At 33.6% G+C, this 20654-nt stretch carries 20 protein-coding genes and 1 pseudogene; 15 read left to right on the forward strand and 6 right to left on the reverse strand.

All coding sequences use genetic code 11. The annotated features are described in order from the left end of the window. Window positions 1-5: 5 nt before the first annotated feature. From BM239_RS06990 to BM239_RS07000, 3 genes are all read left to right on the forward strand, one after another. Window positions 6-1142: a chorismate-binding protein gene (locus tag BM239_RS06990; RefSeq protein WP_092206956.1), complete on the forward strand. Its 1137-nt coding sequence runs from the start codon at window positions 6-8 to the stop codon at window positions 1140-1142. Window positions 1143-1192: 50 nt separating this feature from the next. Next, window positions 1193-2953, forward strand: coding sequence for a 2-succinyl-5-enolpyruvyl-6-hydroxy-3-cyclohexene-1-carboxylate synthase (gene menD / locus BM239_RS06995; RefSeq protein ID WP_092206957.1), 1761 nt, complete (start codon window positions 1193-1195; stop codon window positions 2951-2953). 68 nt (window positions 2954-3021) lie between these two features. After that, window positions 3022-3855: a CvfB family protein gene (locus BM239_RS07000; protein WP_092206958.1), complete on the forward strand. Its 834-nt coding sequence runs from the start codon at window positions 3022-3024 to the stop codon at window positions 3853-3855. Here BM239_RS07000 and BM239_RS07005 read toward each other — a convergent pair. Both BM239_RS07005 and BM239_RS07010 read right to left on the reverse strand, forming a co-directional pair. Continuing rightward, window positions 3852-4277: a hypothetical protein gene (locus BM239_RS07005; protein WP_092206959.1), complete on the reverse strand. Its 426-nt coding sequence runs from the start codon at window positions 4275-4277 to the stop codon at window positions 3852-3854. The genes BM239_RS07000 and BM239_RS07005 overlap by 4 nt on opposite strands. 2 nt (window positions 4278-4279) lie before the next feature. Further along, window positions 4280-5398 carry a C1 family peptidase gene (locus tag BM239_RS07010; RefSeq protein ID WP_092206960.1) on the reverse strand — a complete coding sequence of 373 codons (1119 nt, stop codon included), beginning with the start codon at window positions 5396-5398 and terminating at the stop codon, window positions 4280-4282. Window positions 5399-5449: 51 nt separating this feature from the next. Here BM239_RS07010 and BM239_RS07015 point away from each other — a divergent pair, with 51 nt between their 5' ends. The 3 genes from BM239_RS07015 to BM239_RS07025 all read left to right on the forward strand — a co-directional run bounded on the left by BM239_RS07015 (window position 5450) and on the right by BM239_RS07025 (window position 7956). Next, on the forward strand, window positions 5450-6289 hold the full coding sequence (locus BM239_RS07015) for a 1,4-dihydroxy-2-naphthoyl-CoA synthase (protein ID WP_092206961.1): 840 nt from the start codon (window positions 5450-5452) through the stop codon (window positions 6287-6289). 9 nt (window positions 6290-6298) lie between these two features. Further along, the gene (gene menA / locus BM239_RS07020) at window positions 6299-7201 is read left to right on the forward strand and encodes a 1,4-dihydroxy-2-naphthoate octaprenyltransferase (protein WP_177208998.1); all 903 of its coding nucleotides are present in this window, start codon (window positions 6299-6301) and stop codon (window positions 7199-7201) included. Between the two features lie 77 nt (window positions 7202-7278). Next, window positions 7279-7956, forward strand: coding sequence for a metal-dependent hydrolase (locus BM239_RS07025; RefSeq protein WP_092206962.1), 678 nt, complete (start codon window positions 7279-7281; stop codon window positions 7954-7956). A 3-nt stretch (window positions 7957-7959) separates the two neighbouring features. On the opposite strand, the pseudogene BM239_RS07030 reads toward BM239_RS07025, so the two are convergent. Both BM239_RS07030 and BM239_RS07035 read right to left on the reverse strand, forming a co-directional pair. After that, window positions 7960-8751: pseudogene (locus BM239_RS07030) on the reverse strand (SDR family oxidoreductase). Window positions 8752-8784: 33 nt separating this feature from the next. Beyond that, window positions 8785-9705, reverse strand: a complete 921-nt coding sequence (locus tag BM239_RS07035) for a sterol desaturase family protein (protein ID WP_092206963.1) — start codon at window positions 9703-9705, stop codon at window positions 8785-8787. Between the two features lie 57 nt (window positions 9706-9762). Between BM239_RS07035 and BM239_RS07040 the strand changes: the two genes are divergently transcribed. The 4 genes from BM239_RS07040 to BM239_RS07055 all read left to right on the forward strand — a co-directional run bounded on the left by BM239_RS07040 (window position 9763) and on the right by BM239_RS07055 (window position 15096). Beyond that, a complete protein-coding gene (locus tag BM239_RS07040) occupies window positions 9763-10815 on the forward strand; it encodes an o-succinylbenzoate synthase (protein WP_092206964.1) in 1053 nt (350 codons plus the stop codon). Window positions 10816-10844: 29 nt separating this feature from the next. After that, the gene (locus tag BM239_RS07045; protein ID WP_092206965.1) at window positions 10845-11804 is read left to right on the forward strand and encodes a CPBP family intramembrane glutamic endopeptidase; all 960 of its coding nucleotides are present in this window, start codon (window positions 10845-10847) and stop codon (window positions 11802-11804) included. A 6-nt stretch (window positions 11805-11810) separates the two neighbouring features. Next, a complete protein-coding gene (locus tag BM239_RS07050; RefSeq protein WP_092206966.1) occupies window positions 11811-12878 on the forward strand; it encodes an AMP-binding protein in 1068 nt (355 codons plus the stop codon). Window positions 12879-12951: 73 nt separating this feature from the next. Further along, window positions 12952-15096 (forward strand): VWA domain-containing protein, encoded by a 2145-nt coding sequence (locus BM239_RS07055; protein WP_092206967.1) that lies wholly within the window; start codon window positions 12952-12954, stop codon window positions 15094-15096. A gap of 46 nt (window positions 15097-15142) precedes the next feature. Here the strand turns inward: BM239_RS07055 and BM239_RS07060 are convergent, their stop codons facing one another. Beyond that, on the reverse strand, window positions 15143-16414 hold the full coding sequence (locus tag BM239_RS07060) for an MFS transporter (protein WP_092206968.1): 1272 nt from the start codon (window positions 16412-16414) through the stop codon (window positions 15143-15145). Beyond that, window positions 16414-18042 (reverse strand): acyl-CoA carboxylase subunit beta, encoded by a 1629-nt coding sequence (locus tag BM239_RS07065; RefSeq protein ID WP_092206969.1) that lies wholly within the window; start codon window positions 18040-18042, stop codon window positions 16414-16416. Before BM239_RS07065 ends, BM239_RS07060 begins: the two co-directional genes overlap by 1 nt. Window positions 18043-18186: 144 nt before the next feature. On the opposite strand from BM239_RS07065, the gene BM239_RS07070 reads away from it, so the two are divergent. The 5 genes from BM239_RS07070 (at window position 18187) to BM239_RS07090 (ending at window position 20623) form a co-directional block, all read left to right on the forward strand. Then, window positions 18187-18543: a DoxX family protein gene (locus tag BM239_RS07070; RefSeq protein WP_092207524.1), complete on the forward strand. Its 357-nt coding sequence runs from the start codon at window positions 18187-18189 to the stop codon at window positions 18541-18543. A gap of 1 nt (window position 18544) precedes the next feature. Then, window positions 18545-19093 (forward strand): NADPH-dependent FMN reductase, encoded by a 549-nt coding sequence (locus BM239_RS07075; RefSeq protein WP_092206970.1) that lies wholly within the window; start codon window positions 18545-18547, stop codon window positions 19091-19093. Then, window positions 19083-19376 carry a GNAT family N-acetyltransferase gene (locus BM239_RS07080; RefSeq protein ID WP_092207526.1) on the forward strand — a complete coding sequence of 98 codons (294 nt, stop codon included), beginning with the start codon at window positions 19083-19085 and terminating at the stop codon, window positions 19374-19376. Before BM239_RS07075 ends, BM239_RS07080 begins: the two co-directional genes overlap by 11 nt. A 20-nt stretch (window positions 19377-19396) precedes the next feature. After that, window positions 19397-19834, forward strand: a complete 438-nt coding sequence (locus BM239_RS07085) for a MarR family winged helix-turn-helix transcriptional regulator (RefSeq protein ID WP_092206971.1) — start codon at window positions 19397-19399, stop codon at window positions 19832-19834. A 69-nt stretch (window positions 19835-19903) separates the two neighbouring features. Then, entirely contained in the window at window positions 19904-20623 is a 720-nt protein-coding gene (locus tag BM239_RS07090; RefSeq protein WP_092206972.1) for a pirin family protein, read from the forward strand. Window positions 20624-20654 lie beyond the last annotated feature (31 nt).

Below are 20654 nucleotides of genomic sequence, written 5' to 3' on the forward strand. Positions count from 1 at the left end.
ACACCATGAATCCCTCTGATTTATTCCAGAAACTTCAAGATCAGTTTGCAAATAAATTACCTTTTGTAGCTTATAGGAATCCTAACGAGTCTATAATTAAAACATTTTTGCAGCAAGATAATACGGTTTATAAAACGACAGACTTTTCTGAAAGTGGATATATTTTTTCACCCTTTAATATAGAAGAAACTAGTGTTTTAATTCCTGTTGAAAAATCATTAATTTTAGAATTTGAAAGTGAAACTATTGAAGAATCATCTATAAACTCATGTGCTTCCGAAGTTATTGAGATATCTGATATAACTGTGGTTAAGCAAAACCATATTGCATTAGTTGAAATGGGGATTAAAGCTATTCATAAAGGCACATTTGAAAAAGTCGTATTATCCCGGCAAGAATCGGTTACTATTTCAGAAACAAATCCTATTAAAATTTATAAAAGGTTATTAGAAACCTATCCAACCGCTTATGTGTATGTATGGTTTCATCCTAAAGTAGGATTGTGGTTAGGTGCTACGCCAGAAACTTTGCTTCATATTGAAAATAACCAATTCAGCACCATGGCGTTGGCGGGAACGCAAGTTTATAAAAATACCATAGATGTGGTTTGGAAGGATAAAGAATTGGAGGAACAACAAATTGTTACCAATTTCATCGTTTCAAATCTAGAAAGCCAGTTACAAGACTTAAAAGTTTCTGAAGTAGAAACCGTAAGAGCTGGAAATTTAGTGCATTTAAAAACGCATATTTCAGGTCGGGTGAATTCTAATCCTTCGAGTTTAAAAAATATCCTTAAAAAGTTGCATCCCACACCTGCTGTTTGTGGGATGCCAAAAGAAGAAGCCAAACAATTTATCCTTGAAAATGAACCGTATAAACGCGATTTTTATACAGGTTTTTTAGGTGAATTAAATATAAAGAAATCCATTTCAAGAAACCCTAACAGACGCAATGTTGAAAATAATGCTTACACGCGTATTAAAACGGTTTCAAATCTGTTTGTAAATCTGCGTTGCATGCAAATTCAAAACACGGAAGCCCTTTTATACATTGGAGGAGGCATAACAAAAGACTCCAATCCCAATTTAGAATGGGAGGAAACCATAGCTAAATCTGTGACAATGAAAAAGGTATTGCAATAGTTTTTTATCAACTAGCTATTTGCTATTTTTACGGTTAGATTCAATCTTACATGCAATACCCAAAAATTCCGCTTGCGCAAACCATTGTTCTGCTTTGCAAAGCCAAAAATATTCAACATATAGTTATTTCGCCAGGAAGCAGAAATGCACCTGTAACCATAGGATTTACACACGATGATTATTTTACGTGTTACAGTATTGTAGATGAACGTTGTGCTGCTTTTTTTGCTTTAGGTATAGCACAACGAATTCAAAAGCCTGTAGCAATTGTATGTAGCTCTGGCAGCGCACTTTTAAATTATTATCCTGCAATTGCTGAAGCTTATTACAGCCATATTCCTGTGGTGGTTTTATCAGCTGACAGACCTAAACATTTAATTGATATTGGAGATGGACAAACCATTAATCAGCGAGATGTTTATAAAAATCATATTATTTATACGGCTAATTTAAGTTCGCAAATGGATGCTGAATTTAAAAATCGTGACGAGGATGAACCCGCTATTTTAAAAACCCTTGAAAACAAATTGGAACGTTTTTTAGGTAGAAAACAAGAGCTACAGCAAGAGAATGAAACAGAAATAAATAAAGCACTTAACAAAGCATTGTCTAAACGTGGTCCTGTTCATATTAATATGCCGTTTCATGAACCACTTTATGAGTTAACAGACACGTTAAGCGTAAATCCTAAAATTATAGATTTTGAAAAGCGTGCGAGTAAGGTAGACGATTTTGTATATAACGAATGTTTGGATTTATGGAACAGTGCTGCTAAAAAAATGGTTTTAGTCGGTGTGAATCCACCCAACGAAATTGAACAAAAATGGTTGGATGAACTGGTAAAAGATAATAGTGTTATTGTTTTTACCGAAACGACTTCTAATATCCATAATCCAGGATTCTTTAATAGTATTGATACCATGATTGCGCCTTTAGAAGATGAAGATTTTAAAGCCTTGCAACCTGATATTTTACTAACCTTTGGCGGACTAGTAGTCTCCAAAAAAATTAAAGCGTTTTTACGTAGTTACCAACCTAAACAACATTGGCATATAGACCGTGATTATGCAAATGATACATTTTTTTGTTTGGAGAAACATATTGAAACGACTCCAAATAATTTTTTCGAAACCTTCTTACCACAGATTACACATTTTGTAAAAAGTGATTACAAAGCCACTTGGGAACTGATTAGAACCCACCGAAAAGATAAACATAAAGATTACATAAATGAAATTCCATTTAGTGATTTTTTAGTGTTTGATGCACTATTTAAAAGCTTACCACAGCACATTTCATTACAGTTAGGAAATAGTTCTACTATTAGATATGCACAGCTTTTTGATATTCATAAATCCATAGATGTTTTTTGTAATCGTGGCACTAGTGGTATTGATGGTAGCACTTCTACAGCTATCGGTTGTGCGGTAAGTCATGAACAACAAACGGTTTTTATTACCGGTGATTTAAGTTTCTTTTATGATAGTAATGCACTTTGGAATAATTATATTCCTAATAATTTTAGAATTATTATTATTAATAATCAAGGTGGTGGTATTTTCAGAATTTTACCGGGAAACAAAGACTCTGAAAACTTTGAAAAATTTTTTGAAACCAAACACGATTTAACTGCAAAACAGCTAGCAACTATGTTTGGTTTTCAATATTTAACAGCATCCAATGCTGTGCAGCTAAAAAATAAATTAAAAGATTTTTATAAGGAATCTAATCAGCCTAAAATATTAGAAATATTTACACCACGCACACTTAATGATGATGTGTTGTTAAATTATTTTAAGTATATTAAATAAGAATTTTTAGTGTTTAAAACTAATTTCACATACATCTTATATATCTCATAAAATAGTACCTTTGCCACATGATAAAAATTGGAGAATACAATACATTAGAAATCCTTCGCGAAACTGAACCAGGACTATTCTTGGAAGATGCAGATGGTAATGAGGTTTTATTGCCAAATCGTTATGTACCTAAAGAATTTAAAATTTGGGATAAACTGGATGTATTTGTGTATTTGGATAATGAAGAACGCCTTGTTGCCGTTACTGATAAGCCTTATATTCAACGTGGCGAATTTGCAGTGTTACGTTGTAATGCCGTTACAGAACATGGTGCTTTTCTAGATTGGGGAATGGTTAAAGAATTATTTTGTCCGTTTAGAGAACAAGCCTTTAAAATGAAAAAAGGAGGCTGGTATTTAGTATATTGTTTTTTAGATGAAGAATCCAATCGTTTGGTAGCTTCCAGTAAAACCAATCAATTTTTAGATAATAAAGAGCTCACCGTTGAAGCTTTTGAAGAAGTAGATTTAATAGTATCACATCCATCTGATATTGGGATGAATGTGATTGTGAATAAAAAACATCAAGGGTTAATTTTTAATGATGATATTTATCAAGACCTTTCCATTGGCGACCGACTAAAGGGCTATGTCAAGAAAATCAGACCTGATAATAAACTGGATATTGTATTAGGAAAAATAGGGTATCGTAGTATTGAACCCAATGCCGATTTGATAATGAAAGAACTGGAAGATCATGGAGGCTATTTAAACCTTACTGATAAATCCGATCCAGAAACTATAAAGCGTGCGCTACAAATGAGTAAAAAAAGCTTTAAAAAAGCTGTTGGTACTCTTTACAAGAAAAAGCTCATTCAGATTAAAGATGATGGAATTTATTTAAACGATTAAATTTTAGCTGCGTTTACTTCCGCCTGTATCCAGGTTTCTGCTGTTTTAATATCTGGAAATAATCGACGATTTATTTTTTTGAAAAAATGATTCTCTAAATCAAAATTAATACTCAAGGCAGAATCCCATGTTACTACTGCTGTAGCGACAAGGTTTGGTAATTCATTTTCTAACTTAAAGGCATCGCTAGGCACTGTTGAAAAGCTATGAATTTTATTTATAATAAGTCCGAATGGTTTACTATTTGGGAAAAATATTTTACTCACACGCATAATTGTTTTTAATACCAGTAGCGAAATGTGTGCGTTTTCAGCATACTCAATTAACACAAAGTTTTCAAAAAAGTAAAAATCACCTATTTTTAAATTATAGTGTTTAATTATTTGTGGTTCTAGGTAGGAGTTGAGGGCTTTGCAGGACATTATTAAAGTTTCAGCTTCTTTTTCAAATCGTTAGTAACGGCATCTTGATGAACCATAATTGAAATAGTTTTCAAGCGCATGTAGGCTTCACTCATATAAACATAACCATTGTTAGCAACACGACTAACGTCGGTTCCCCAAGAATTTTTCACTTTGTAATAAACGGTTCCATTTTGATCTTTCAGTAAACCTGTTATGTGCATTAAATGATCGTCAGTAGTTGCGTAGTTTTCAAATTCTTGCTGTCTGTAATTTGGTGTAATGGTTTTTTCTGGACGTATACTAATTATGGCTTCAGCTGCGGTTGCTTCATCTTCAGGGATTACAGCAATACCATGTTTTGCTGAAAAGGTTTTTTCGCTTACATCACAATCTAATTCAACAGTATAACCATTTTTTAATGCGTGGTTAATAGTTTCTATAAGTTCGTCTAGTGGCACATTATAAAAACTTCCATTGGAGAAATTATCAGGAATATTTAAAATAAATTGCGAGTAAAACGGTTTGTGTGTAAATGAGGTTATGCTTACGTAATTATCAGGATTAATTTTGGTCATTGCCTGAAATGATTTAGGCGTGTATTCCACACCTTCATAATTAAATGTAGTAATATCTTCCCCTAAATAAGTGTCTAAAGTACTGTTTACAACTGCTTGCCATTTTGGCGATAAACGTCTTCCTGGATTGTCAATGTATATGTCTAGAATTCCATTTAGTACTGCTATCATTTCGGCATGATTATGTCCTGTTGCGCCAGTTTCCAAACCACTATATACGGATTGTGGCACCAAACCATAATCGCGAATACTATTCATAACATCATGAGCTAAACCACCTTCACTAAATTGTGCTTTCCCTTGACGCATAACATAATTCCATGCTTTTTTAGGGTAGGTATGACGGACTTGAAACATTTCTGAAATATCAATTTGTTTTCCTGTTAGTCTGATAATTTCACTTTCTAAAAATGACGATGTGGAAAAACTCCAACAAGTTCCAGTGTTTCCTTGACTAATAACTTCTGTCGTTTCCAAATCAATTAGTGTTTCAAACGAATAACTTTGCGAAAAGCAAGTTACAGATGTGAAAAGAAAGGTGAATAAAAACAGAATATTTCTCATGGTTCTTACTTGTTATATAAATAATAATTATTTTTGACAAAAATAAAGAAAATGAGTGTAGCAAACTGGAAAACCGTTAAAGAATATGAAGATATAACCTATCAAAAATCTGATGGTGTAGCTCGTATTGCATTTAACAGACCAAATGTCCGAAATGCCTTTCGACCTAAAACAACAAGTGAATTATATGATGCTTTTTACGATGCACATGAAGATGTAAATATTGGTGTTGTATTGTTATCTGCTGAAGGACCATCAACAAAGGACGGTGTTTACAGTTTCTGTTCAGGAGGCGATCAAACGGCACGTGGCCATCAAGGTTATGTTGGAGACGACGGTTATCACCGACTCAATATTTTGGAGGTGCAACGTTTAATTAGGTTTATGCCAAAAGCAGTAATTGCAGTGGTTCCAGGATGGGCTGTTGGAGGTGGACACAGTTTGCATGTGGTTTGCGATTTAACACTTGCCAGTAAAGAACATGCTATTTTTAAACAAACGGATGCCGATGTTACTAGTTTCGATGGTGGTTATGGTTCAGCTTATTTAGCCAAAATGGTTGGACAAAAAAAAGCACGTGAAATTTTCTTTTTAGGTCGAAATTATTCGGCTCAAGAAGCTTTTGAAATGGGAATGGTTAATGCCGTGATTCCTCATGATGACCTAGAATCTACAGCATATGAATGGGCTCAAGAAATTTTAGCCAAGTCGCCAACATCTATAAAAATGCTGAAATTCGCTATGAATTTAACGGATGATGGTATGGTTGGGCAACAGGTATTTGCAGGAGAAGCCACCCGATTAGCTTATATGACTGACGAAGCAAAAGAAGGCCGTGATGCCTTTTTAGAAAAACGGAAGCCTAACTTTCCTAAAAAATGGATTCCTTAAATAGTTTATATGCCGTCAATTAAAAATTGGGTTTCAGCAGCACGATTACGTACGCTGCCATTATCAATTTCAGGAATCATTCTGGCAACAAGTTTTGCTGCATTTAATGGTTATGTAAATTGGTACATTTTTGTTTTAGCACTGTTAACAACGGTTGCTTTGCAAGTGCTTTCAAATTTTGCCAATGATTATGGTGATGGTATTAAAGGTACCGACAACCACGAACGTGTAGGCCCTAAACGGGCTATACAAAGTGGAGATGTTTCACCAGATGAAATGTTTGCTGCTATTAAAATTAATATCCTAGTCATTATAGCTTTAGTAGTTACCTTATTGTTTTGTGCTTTTGGAATGCGTCATTTTTTGTATACTATGCTTTTTTTGGCTTTAGGAGCACTTTCAGTTTATGCTGCTATTAATTATACTGTTGGCGACTCTGCTTATGGTTACAAAGGATTAGGTGATATATTTGTATTTATATTCTTTGGTTTAGTAAGTGGTTTGGGTACCTATTTTTTATACACTTTAAAAATAGATCACGTTATTATTTTACCAGCCTGCACGATTGGTTTATTGAGTGTAGCCGTTTTGAATTTAAATAATATGCGTGATATTAATTCCGATATTAAATCAAACAAAATAACACTTGCCGTTAAACTTGGTTTCAGGAAAGCTAAACGCTATCATTATTTCTTAATTTGTGGAGCCATTTGTCTATCGGCTGTATTTGCTATTTTATATTATGTATCACCCTATAACCTGCTATTTATAATTATGTATGTTCCATTGGTGAAGCATTTATTTTATGTTAGGAAAACAACAAATCCTTCATTGTTAGATTCGGAGTTGAAAAAAGTAGCTATTTCTACATTTCTTCTCGCTGTTTTAATGGGAGTTGGCTATATTATTTAATAGAATTTATGGCAATCACTTCATAAAATTGTTTTAGTTTTTGTAATTTCAATACCTAAATTTAAAACTTTTTTTCAATGAAAATTACATTTTACGGTCATGCCAGTTTAGGAATAGAAGTAGATGGTGTTCATATTCTAGTAGATCCCTTTATCAGTGGTAACGAGAACGCTAAACATATAGATATTAGTACCTTGAAAGCTGATTATATTCTGCTAACACACGCTCATCAAGATCATATTTTAGATGTAGAAACCATTGCTAAAAATACGGATGCTGTTATAGTTTCTAATTTTGAAATTGTTACCCATTTTCAAAATAAAGGCTTTGAAGGACACCCAATGAATCATGGAGGTACATGGGATTTTGAATTTGGCGAAGTGAAATACGTCAATGCCATTCATACCTCTTCATTTCCTGATGGCAGTTATGGTGGGCAACCAGGTGGCTTTGTTATAGAAGGCGAACATAAAAATATCTACATTGCTGGCGATACGGCTTTAACTATGGATATGAAACTCATTCCATTGCGTACCAAGCTGGATTTAGCCATTTTACCAATTGGTGATAATTTTACTATGGGTGTTGACGATGCGATTCTAGCTAGCGATTTTGTGCAATGCGATAAAGTTTTGGGCTACCATTATGACACGTTTGGTTATATAGAAATAGACCATGAAGTGGCAAAACGCAAGTTTTTTGAAAAAGACAAAGATTTAATGTTGTTAGAAATTGGAGAGAGTTTGGAGTTGTAAAATTTATCTTACAACACTCCGTAAAGTATACCAGTGCAAAAATTTGGAAAAAAAGCGTTTTAGGTAAACACCCAACACTTCTTTTTTACCAATATATACTTCAAATTTCTTTTTATAAATGGCTTTTAGCATGCGTTCAGCAAAAACGTTTACTGAAAGCCCTTTTTCTGTAGCAGTATCTTGAGTGTTTTGTTGCTCACCATTACCTATTAAAGCGTGTCGCGCAATATCAGTATTTACGAAACCTGGACAAATTAAGGTAACGGAAATACCATCTTTTTCATGTTCTAAACGTAGGGCATCAAAAAAGCCATGAAGCGCATGTTTTGCACCACAATATCCAGAACGGTAAGGCGATGCGAACTTCCCCATTAAACTCGTTAAGGTTACAAACTGTCCAGATTTCTGACGTACAAAATAGGGTAGTAGTGCTTTAGTAAGCACTACTGTTCCTAAATAATCTACTTCCATTAGTTTTTTATCGACAGCAATATCGGTTTCAATAATGAGCGACCGCTAACTAATACCACCATTGTTTATTAAAATATCAATCGTGCCAAACCTGCCGATGGCACTTTCAACAATTGGTAACATATTATTATAATCGGCTAAATCAAATGGCACACAGGCAATATTTTCAGGATTGGGTTGCGCATTTTTTACGGTTTCCAAATCTGTTAAACGTCGGGATGAAATAATAAGTTGGCAATTCTGTTTTGCCAAACTAGCTACCAAAGCTTTGCCAATTCCGCTGGAAGCTCCCGTAATCCATATAACTTTGTTGTTGAAATTCATATTAGTGTTCGCAAAAAGTGGATAGCTTTTAATTTAAAACTTTTTTTCTTTAGGAGACTCCGATTGGAAACCCGTTTCTAGCCACTCACGGCGTAAATCATCACTCAATTTTCCAGTTCCATCATGCGTCCAACCTGGTGGTTTAATAAAATATAGAAATCGGTTTTTTAGAGATTTTTTACCAATAAAAACATCTTTAAACATATTTCCCCATTCTAGAAAAGCAATTTTTATTGGATTATAGGTGTCAATATTTTTCACTAAACCATAAATTACTTTTTCGTTTTTGAGTTCGGGTTGAAAGGTACCAAATAACTTATCCCAAATAATAAGAATACCTGCATGGTTTCTATCCAAATACAGAGGATTACTGCCATGATGAACTCTATGATGAGAAGGTGTGTTAAAAACCTCTTCAAACCATTTAGGCATTTTATCAATAGCTTCTGTATGAATCCAAAACTGATATAACAAACTAATAGACATTTGTAATAAAATCATGGCAGGATGAAAACCTAGTAAAGGCATCCAAAGCCAGAAAACAAAGGAGTAAAATCCGCCTGACCAGGTTTGGCGTAAAGCGGTGCTTAAGTTGTATTTTTGAGATGAATGATGCACCACATGCGATGCCCAAAACAGACGACTTTCATGAGATATACGGTGAAACCAATAATAAGAAAAATCATCCGCAAAGAAAATGAGTATAAAACTCCACCAAGTAATCGGTATTGTAAAAAAACGGAAGTTGTTATAAACCCAAAATAATGCCAACAAAACGATGGCTTTACTTAAAAATCCTAGAAACACATTACCCAATCCCATGGCAATTGATGAAAAGGCATCTTTTGCCTCATAGGTCTTAATCTGCTGTTTGGTAGTAACATATAATTCTAACAACATAGCCAAAATAAAAAAAGGAATGGCAAATAGAATAATGTTTGGAAATTCAGGCATTAGGATTGTTTTATGTTGTCTAAAATACAAAATAAATTGAGTACTTTTGAATACTATATGAAAGCATCTTATCATAAATATATTCTTAATTTTAAACAACCAAGTGGCACGTCTCGAGGTGTTTTAAAAACAAAGGAAACGTGGTTTATTATTCTTGAACATGAAGAAAAACAAGGTGTTGGTGAATGTGGTATTTTACGTGGACTAAGTGCTGATGATGTTCCTAATTACGAAGAAAAACTGCAATGGGTTTGTGCCAATATTCATTTGGGTTTACCTAATTTATATGCAGAATTAAAAGCATTTCCAAGTATTCAATTTGGTTTGGAAATGGCTTTTAAATCTTTGGAAGCTAATACACCTTTTAATTTATTTCCTTCAGAATTTACTCAAAACAATAAATCTATTCCCATTAATGGTTTGATTTGGATGGGAACAGACGTTTTTATGAAGCAGCAAATTAAAGAAAAAATAGAAGCAGGTTTTACCTGTATAAAAATGAAAATTGGAGCCATTGATTTTGAAACAGAATTTGCTTTACTAAAATCCATTCGGAAAGAGTTTTCAGCTGATGATATTGAACTGCGCGTGGATGCCAATGGTGCATTTTCTGAAGTTGAAGTTTTAGAAAAACTAAAACGCTTATCCGATTTGCATTTGCATTCTATTGAGCAACCTATAAAAGCAGGTCAAGTTAATGTAATGGCAAAATTATGTCAGGAAACACCGCTTCCAATAGCTTTAGATGAAGAGCTAATAGGTGTTTTTGAAGGTTCTGATAAAGCATTACTTTTGGAACAAATAAAACCGCAATTTATTATTTTAAAACCGAGTTTTGTAGGTGGTTGGCAAGGGAGTCAAGAATGGATACAGTACGCCATAAACAATCAAATAGGTTGGTGGATAACAAGTGCTTTAGAAAGTAATGTAGGATTAAATGCCATTGCCCAATGGACCTATGTTTTAAAGAATAATAATATGCCTCAAGGTTTAGGAACAGGTAGTTTATACACTAATAACTTTGAGAGTCCATTAACCATTAAACAAGGCTCTTTATTTTACGATGAAACCAAATCGTGGCATTTTAACTTGAGCGCCTTAACTCATTAATTCATTAAAATATAAACACAATAAAAAATATGTATATAGCTCAAGCGTTTAAAGGTCTTCACGAATGGTGGCGATATATTATTGGAATTCTTGCTGTTTTTATGGCTGTTTTGCTAGGACAAATTCCATTTACCATAGCTGTCTTTATTAAAGCCATTTCTAAAGGTGATAGTATTTTAGGAATGAATGAAGCTGATTTAATGACATTATTAGAACCAAATTTAAACCTATTCCTCATGCTGCTATCTTTTGCCGCTGGTTTGGTAGGGCTTTTTATTGTGGCTAAATATCTTCATAAACAAACTATTGTTTCTCTAACCACTGCAAGAGAAAAAATTGACTGGAAGCGTTTTTGGTTTGCTTTTATTTTATGGGGATTTGTATCTACTAGTTTTATTTTTATAGACTATTTTTTATCACCTGAAGATTATGTTTTAAACTTCAAACTGGTACCATTTATAATTCTTTGTTTAATAGCTATTATTTTAATTCCATTACAAACCAGCTTTGAAGAGTATTTGTTTCGTGGCTATTTAATGCAAGGTATGGGAGTTATTACCAAAACAAAATGGATTCCTTTAATTACCACTTCGGTTGTTTTTGGATTATTACATATTGCTAATCCAGAAGTTAAACAATTAGGTTACATCGTCATGGTTTATTATGTAGGAACAGGTTTATTTTTAGGAATTGCAACGTTAATGGATGAGGGTTTAGAGTTAGCTTTAGGGTTTCATGCTGCCAACAATTTATTTACAGCTCTATTAGTAACTGCAGATTGGACAGCACTTCAAACGCACTCTGTTTTTAAAGACATTTCATTGCCTGGAGCGGCTGGTTTTATGGATGTATTTATGCCTGTTTTTGTCGTTTTTCCAATTGTACTATTTGTGTTTTCAAAAAAATATAATTGGACTAATTGGAAAGAAAAACTCTTTGGAACTGTGGAAGCACCACAAATTGAAACAGAAAATATAACAAATAACTAATTAATCATGGTACCTACATTTGATAAAGTACACAATCATTTTCAATTAAATGGCTTTCATTATAATCGGGAAGGTTTAAAGGAAGTTGCCTATAGTTTCATCAAGGAAGGTGATGATTTTGAAATAGCTATTGGCGAATTTTTAGCAGATTGGTTAGATTCAAAAGATACACTTACCGTTCAAACCTCTGGCTCTACAGGGATTCCTAAAAGTATAGAAGTTAGTAAACAAGCTATGGTGCATTCGGCCTTAACAACCGGTAATTTTTTTGAGTTACAACCAAAGGATCGTGCACTATTATGTTTGCCAGCAGGAACGATAGCAGGAAAAATGATGTTGATTCGTGCCATGATGTTGGGATTGTATTTGGATATCATTCCACCAAAAAAGAATTTAACTATTAATACACGTAAAATTTACCAATTTGCAGCAATGATTCCTATGCAATTACAAAAGAATCTAGTTAAATTAGGCAAAATAAAAACCATTATCGTTGGTGGAGCACCGGTTTCAAATGATTTGAAAAAGACCATTCAAACTATAAAACCAACAGTTTATGAAACTTATGGTATGACTGAAACCGTTAGTCATATTGCCGTAAAGCAACTGAATAATTTTTCTGAAGAAATATCTAAACCGTATTTTCAAGTATTACCAGGAGTTATAATTTCACAAGATAAAAGGGAATGTTTGGTTATTGATGCCAAAAATATTTCTGAAGACATTATTGTTACCAATGATGTTGTTAAATTGCAAGGTAAAACAGCATTTGAATGGTTAGGACGGATTGATCACGTTATTAATACGGGAGGTGTTAAAGTCCATCCTGAAGTAATTGAAAATGCACTGACAGCTCATTTAGATACTCGATTTTTTATAGCATCATTACCCGATGATGAACTGGGTGAGCGTGTTATTTTAGTGGTAGAAGGTGAGCCAGAACCTATACAAAAAACTGTTTTCGCTGGATTAGGTAAACATGAAATCCCTAAAGATGTTTTCTTTGTAAAACATTTTCAAGAAACCCAGTCTGGAAAAATACAACGAAAAAAGACACTTGCCTCAATCAAATAACCCATTCACGAATTCCTAGTTTTTATAATGGTTGTTGTGTTTTAGGTTTACCTAGAATTTAAAACACAAAACCATGAAAAATCTATTACTAATTGTTTGTGTGGCTTTTATAAGTTTACATATAAACGCACAAAAAAAAACAATTTCAGGTACCATAACAGATGAAAACAGACTGCCATTACCAGGCGTGAATGTTATAGTTAAAGGAGCTTCAGATGGTACTCAAACCAATTTTGACGGACTATATACCATTCAAGCAAGTGAAGGTGCTACTATATCCTATTCATTTATCGGTTATATAACTGCAGAACGAAAAATCAAGAAAAAAACAGACACTATTTCCTTTGCCATGCAAGTGGATTCTGAATCTTTGGAAGAAGTAGTGGTTACTGCAATGGGAGTAAGAAGAACTAATAAACGATTGAAAACGTCATCTCAAGTCGTGTCTGCAGGGCAATTAACACAAAGTTCCAACCCAAATACGGTTCAATCTTTGTCAGGTAGGGTTTCTGGCTTACAGATTCATTCCATGAATACAGCTGGCAACCAAACTACACGTATTGTTTTACGTGGTAATCGGTCAATTTCTGGAACGAATCAAGCGCTTATTGTTATTGATGGAAAAATTTCATCAGCTGAAACTTTAGCGAACATGAAACCTAAAAATATTGCAAGTACAAATGTTATAAAAGGTGCAGGCGGAAGTGCTTTGTATGGTTCCCAAGGTTCAAATGGTGTTATTATTGTATCAACAAAAGGGAGCAATTATAAACTACCTAAAGAAGTCAAACATCATATAAGTCAACCAATTTCGTATGATAATAATGATGTTTACGAAGAAATTGTAGAAAATACTTTCGAAAACGTGAAAACAAAACCGTTATCAACGTTTTCAATAGATGTAGATAAAGCATCCTACAGTAACATTAGACGGATGATTAATAGTGGACAGGAAATTCCTGCGAGTTCGGTTAAGATTGAAGAAATGGTAAATTATTTTGACTATAATTATCCGCAGCCAACAGGCGAACATCCATTTTCCATAAATACCGAACAAATTCAAACACCTTGGAATGCAGATACACAATTAGTACGTGTTGGTTTACAAGGAAAAACCTATGAAAATGACCAATTACCAGCATCCAATTTAACTTTTTTAATTGATGTATCTGGTTCTATGGGAAGTGCTAATAAATTGCCTTTATTAAAATCGGCCTATAAATTATTAGTAAATCAATTACGCCCAAAAGATTATGTTTCCATAGTGGTTTATGCCGGAGCAGCAGGTGTGGTTTTAGAGCCAACATCAGGCATTGAGAAAGAGAAAATTTTGACAGCTTTAGATAAATTGCAATCTGGAGGTTCCACTGCAGGAGGACAAGGTATTGAGTTAGCCTATAGTTTGGCTGAAAAGAATTTCAAGAAAAATGGTAATAATCGGGTTATTTTGGCAACAGATGGTGATTTTAATGTGGGCGCTTCTTCAGATAAAGACATGGAGAGATTGATTGAAGATAAGCGCAAAACAGGTGTGTTCTTATCCGTTTTAGGGTTTGGTTATGGCAATTATAAAGATTCCAAGTTAGAAACATTAGCAGATAAAGGCAACGGTAACCATGCCTATATTGACACAATGCAGGAAGCGCAAAAAGTATTTGGTAAGGAATTTGGCGGTACCCTGTTTACAATAGCAAAAGATGTGAAAATTCAAGTAGAATTCAATCCTGCCATTGTTCAAGCCTACCGATTAATTGGTTATGAAAACCGCTTATTAGCTGATGAAGATTTTATTGATGATACCAAAGATGCTGGTGAATTAGGAAGTGGACATACCGTTACGGCTTTATATGAAGTTATTCCAGTTGGTGTGAAAAGCCAGTATTTAAAAGGTATTTCTGATTTAAAATATACCAAACGGGAGTTAAAGTCTAACTTTTCTAATGAATTGTTTACCGTAAAATTCCGCTACAAAAAACCAGATGGTGATAAAAGCATTGAGATGATTCATGTGCATGAAAATAACGTGCAACAAGCATCTATTGATATGAAATTTGCTTCAGCGGTTGCTTTATATGGTATGCAATTGCGCCATTCGGAATATGATAATAATTCCAAACTGAATGATGTATTGGATTTAGCAAAACAGGGTAGAGGTCAAGACGTAAATGGGTATCGTTCCGAATTTGTTCGATTGGTAAATGCATATAATAGTTTGTGATAATTATATGGTATAATTAAAAAATAAGTAAAGAGCGCTAAATACATTAAGCGCTCTTTTTTGTTGAAATTTTATAGAAAGCAAAAGCTGCTAATAAACCAATAAAAGAAAAAACAGCCATGGTCATAAAAACATGTCGATGCCCTAAAACACCTGGTGAGGCATCTAATAAATATCCAATTATAGGACCAGCAAAGATATCTGGTGTATAGCCAATTATAGATATAAAGCCAACAGCAGTACCAGTGAGAGTCAATGGTATTTTAGCTTCTTCCAAAGTAGCAAAATATAATACGCGTGCAGAATACACTCCAATGGACATGATAATTATAGATAAAATAAATAGGACAGTTTCACTACTATTCAAGAAGGTAGTCGAAAATATTAAACTTGTAAATAGCATCATTAAAAAACCAATAACAATCCAAAAAGAGGCTCGGGTTTTATCTGCTAATAAACCAATAGTAACACCTATAATTGGCCGCATGTATAATAGATATGTACCAACTTGAGCCGAATCTATATCGTCATATTTCATTACGTCTTTTGCATAAAGGCTAAAAACATCGGTCATTTTATAGCCAAAATAAGCACACAAAATAATAATCATGAGTAACCAAACACTTGGATATTTCATAATTATCTTAAAGTTTTCGAGTGTTAGTTTTTTTGAATTACTAGTGCTTATTTCAGAATAGTTATCACTTTTAAGAAAGAAATAAACTAAAACACCAATTAATGCAACAATTGAAGAGGTAGCCATAATAACCATTCTAAAAGCCTCTTGTTTTTCAATTACGCTTGATTCATCAATTTCATACGTTAAAAATGTTGAAAACAGTATAACACCAAAAGTGCCAAAAAATGCTGCTGTTAAACCACGTCCACCATCAAGAAACCCAAATGCAATACCTTGATTATTGGTGCCTCCCCAAATTCGAGTTGCTTTAATCATGGCAGCCCAAAATAAAAATATGGTAGTGAATCCCCAGAAACCGTAAAGTACATGGAGTAAAATTAGAGACGGATAAGAAGCGAGATAAAATCCGCCAAGTGCTGTGAGAAATAAGGCCACAGCCATAAGTTTATTAGGTTTAAACTTATCGGCTAATGGACCACCAAAAAGATACGAAATAAAGGCAACAATGCCATAAACTGAAAAACAACTTCCTAATTGCGTATTGTTAATGACGAAGACTTCTAAAAAAGTAGGTCTAAATATTCGTGCTAATACAAAAGGTAAAACAAAAACAGCTTCACCAGCTAATATAAGTAAGATGATTGTAAAGACTGATGAAGCTGATTGTTTTTTAAACATTATACCTGTAAAACGCCCATATTAAATGGCTTTTCAATAGGTGCATGGTTTGCCGCTTCTATTCCCATACTTATCCATTTTCGGGTATCTAACGGATCAATAATGGCATCTGTCCAAATACGAGACGCTGCATAATAAGGCGATACTTGATTGTCATAACGGTCTTTTATTTTTTTGTATAGTTCGTCTTCTTTTTCTTTGGTAATTTCTTCCCCTTTCTTTTTAAGAGATGCTTTTTCTATTTGTAATAATACTTTTGCAGCACTATTTCCACTCATTACAGCAAGTTCAGCACTTGGCCAAGCAACAATTAATCGTGGATCATAGGCTTTTCCGCACATAGCATAATTACCAGCACCGTAACTGTTACCTAAAATAATGGTGAATTTCGGTACCACACTATTACTAACTGCATTTACCATTTTGGCACCATCTTTTATAATGCCACCATGTTCACTTTTACTGCCAACCATAAAGCCTGTAACATCTTGTAAGAATACCAATGGAATTTTTTTCTGATTGCAATTTGCAATAAACCGAGTAGCTTTATCGGCCGAATCATTATATATAACACCACCAAATTGCATTTCGCCTTTTTTGGTTTTTACCAATTTACGTTGGTTGGCAACAATTCCTACAGCCCAGCCATCAATACGTGCGTAACAGGTTATGATGGTTTGGCCGTAACCAGCTTTGTATTCTTCAAATTCACTATTGTCTACCAAACGCTTAATAATATCATACATATCATATTGATCTGCACGCGATTTTGGAATAATTCCATAAATATCTTCAGGGTTTTCTTTTGGTTTTTTGACATCAGCACGATTAAATCCTGCTTTATCATAATCCCCAATTTTATCCATGATGTTTTTTATCTTATCTAAAGCATCCTTATCGTCTTTTGCTTTATAATCGGTAACACCAGATATTTCACAATGTGTTGTTGCACCTCCTAATGTTTCATTGTCTATTGTTTCGCCAATAGCTGCTTTTACTAAATAACTACCGGCTAAAAAGATACTACCTGTTTTATCTACTATTAAAGCTTCGTCACTCATAATTGGCAAATAAGCACCACCTGCAACACAACTTCCCATTACGGCAGCAATTTGGGTAATGCCCATACTGCTCATTATAGCGTTGTTTCTAAAAATGCGTCCGAAATGTTCTTTATCTGGAAATATGTCATCTTGTAACGGCAGGTAAACACCGGCAGAATCCACTAAATAAATAATTGGTAACTTATTTTCTATAGCTATTTCTTGAGCGCGTAAATTCTTTTTAGCCGTTATAGGAAACCAAGCACCCGCTTTAACTGTTGCATCATTAGCAACAACCATACACTGTTTTCCTTTTACATAGCCAATTTTCACAACCACACCTGCAGATGGGCAACCTCCATGTTCTTCGTACATATCGTCTCCCGCAAATGCACCAATTTCAATGGCTGGTTTTTTAGAATCCAATAAATAATCTATACGCTCTCGGGCTGTTAATTTGCCTTTATCGTGTTGTTTTTCAATACTTTTTTTTCCTCCACCAAGCTTTACGTGCGCTAGGCGTTTTTTTAATTCAGAAACAAGTAGCTTATTATGATCTTCGTTTTTATTGAAGTTGATATCCATAGTATTTTTCTTTGCTACGAATTTACGAAAGTAGATCTTGGTTTGAAAGTGATTATTTTGATAAAATAATTTTACATGGAAATATTTTCCTTGGAAAATATAATTATTTCTTATACATTTGTATTCAAATTAAAAACGATTAAAATGAAAAGAGATAAAATAATTTATTATGTCACAACAGGGTTATTAACTATTTTAATGCTGTATTCAGTAAGTATGTACTTTTTTAACCACGATGCAGTTGCGGCTATGTTTACCAATTTTGGTTACCCAACCTATATTATATATCCTTATGCTGTTATTAAACTCCTAGGTCTAATTGCCTTGTGGATGCCTGGTTTTAAGCTCGTAAAAGAATGGGCTTATGCAGGGTTCTTTTTTGCATTTATATTAGCGTTTTTTGCACATTATATGATTGGAGATGGTGAGCAATCTGGCGCTGTCCTAGCTTTAATATTATTAGTAGTATCGTATATTTTTAACAAAAGAATTAATAAATAAAATGAAAAAAATTATCGCATTTGCAGGAAGTAATAGTAAACAGTCTATAAATAAACAGTTGGTAAATTATACAGCTAACTTGATTCAAGATGCCAATTTTGAAGTAACTATTTTAGACCTAAATGATTTTGAAATGCCACTTTATGGTATTGATAGAGAATTACAAGATGGTCATCCTAATTCCGCTAAAAATTTATTTAATCAGATTCAAAATTCTGATGGCATATTACTATCATTAGCAGAACATAACGGTGCCTATAGTACGGTATTTAAAAATGCTTTTGACTGGATGTCGCGCATTAATGCCAAAACATTTGCAGATAAACCGATGCTTTTAATGGCAACATCGCCTGGAGGAAGAGGTGGTGCATCTGTATTAGCAATGGCAAAAGATCGGTTTCCAAGACATGAGGCTCGTATTGTAGCCGATTTTTCATTGCCACTATTTGGTACTCATTTTCAAGATGGAAAAATTGTAGAAGAAGCATTGAATTCAGAATTGCTAAATAAAATTGAACAATTTAAAAATGAAATTAATTATGGAAATTAAACACCAACAGAAAAATAAAAACGGTAAATTTTATGTGGTTATAGATGGTCAGCAAAAAGCTGAAATGACTTATAAGTTTAAAGAAAAAAACGTTATAGACATTAATCACACAGAGGTAGACGATTCCTTGAAAGGGGAAGGTGTTGGTTCTAAATTAGTAGATTCTGCTGTAACATATTTACGGGAAAATAATATGAAAGCTGTAGCAAGTTGTCCATTTGTACAACACGTATTTAATAAAAACCAGCACGAATATCAGGATATTATTTATCATAGAAATTAAAAATTAATAATAATTTGGTCATGGGAAATATTGCAGAAGACGTACAATCACGTTTTGAAAATAATAAAGTTAAGGCACTCATTAATATACTCTATACAGCTGGTTGGATAACCAACAAGCAGAATGCATTTTTCAAACCATTTGGTATTTCGCCACAGCAATACAATATTTTACGAATTTTAAAAGGAGCAGGAGTACCATTAAAAGCTCAAACAGTTAAGGAAAGAATGATTGAACGTTCGCCTAATGCCACACGACTTATGGATAAACTGTCTTCAAAAAAATTGATAGAGCGCTTACCTTGTGACCATGACAGACGGGTAGTATATATTCATATAACGAAAGATGGCTTATCTCTTTTGAAAGAGATTTCTACTGATTTAAATATGGATTTTTTAGAAAAATTATCCGAACAAGAAGCAGGGCATTTGAGTGATTTATTGGATAAATTACGATAATAATGATGGGTTAAATAACATTAATAATGTGAAATAAATGTTTCCATTAAAAAGAATTAATATAAAATTATGAGAACAGTACTACACAAAGCGGAAAATCGTGGTTTTGCTAACCATGGGTGGTTGCAAGCAAACCATTCTTTTAGTTTTGCCAATTATTTTGATAAGGATAAAGTTCAATTTGGGGCATTACGCGTTTTAAATGATGACGTTATTGCACCAAAAATGGGATTTGGAACACATCCTCATGACAATATGGAAATTATAACGATTCCTTTAAGTGGCGTTTTAAAGCATCGTGACAATATGCACCAAAATTGGCAACAAGTACTTCCTGGCGAAGTACAAGTTATGAGTGCTGGAACGGGAGTACAACATTCCGAAATTAATGGTTCACCTAAAGAACATTTAAGCTTGTTTCAAATATGGATTATACCAAATAAACAAAATGTAGAACCACGATATGGACAAAAAACTTTCCCAGAAGCAGCTAGAAAAAACAAATTACAAACGTTGGTTACCTCGATTGATGAAATTCATGAAGAAAGCTTAAAAATTCATCAAGACGCTATTATTTCTAGAATTGATTTGGATGAAGGTAAAACCTTTGAGTACCAATTAAAAAGTAAGAATCATGGTGTGTATTTGATGACAATTTTTGGAAAAGTAACAGTAGAAAATCAAAATTTAGAAGCTCGAGATGCTATGGGTATTTCGGAAACAGAATTATTTTCTATTACAGCAAATCAAGATTCAGGACTACTTTTTATTGAAGTTCCTATGAAATAATAAAAGCTGAACATATTCAGCCTGTATTAAG

The sequence above is a fragment of the Algorimicrobium echini genome, assembly GCF_900115185.1.
Taxonomy (GTDB): Bacteria; Bacteroidota; Bacteroidia; order Flavobacteriales; family Flavobacteriaceae; genus Algorimicrobium; species Algorimicrobium echini.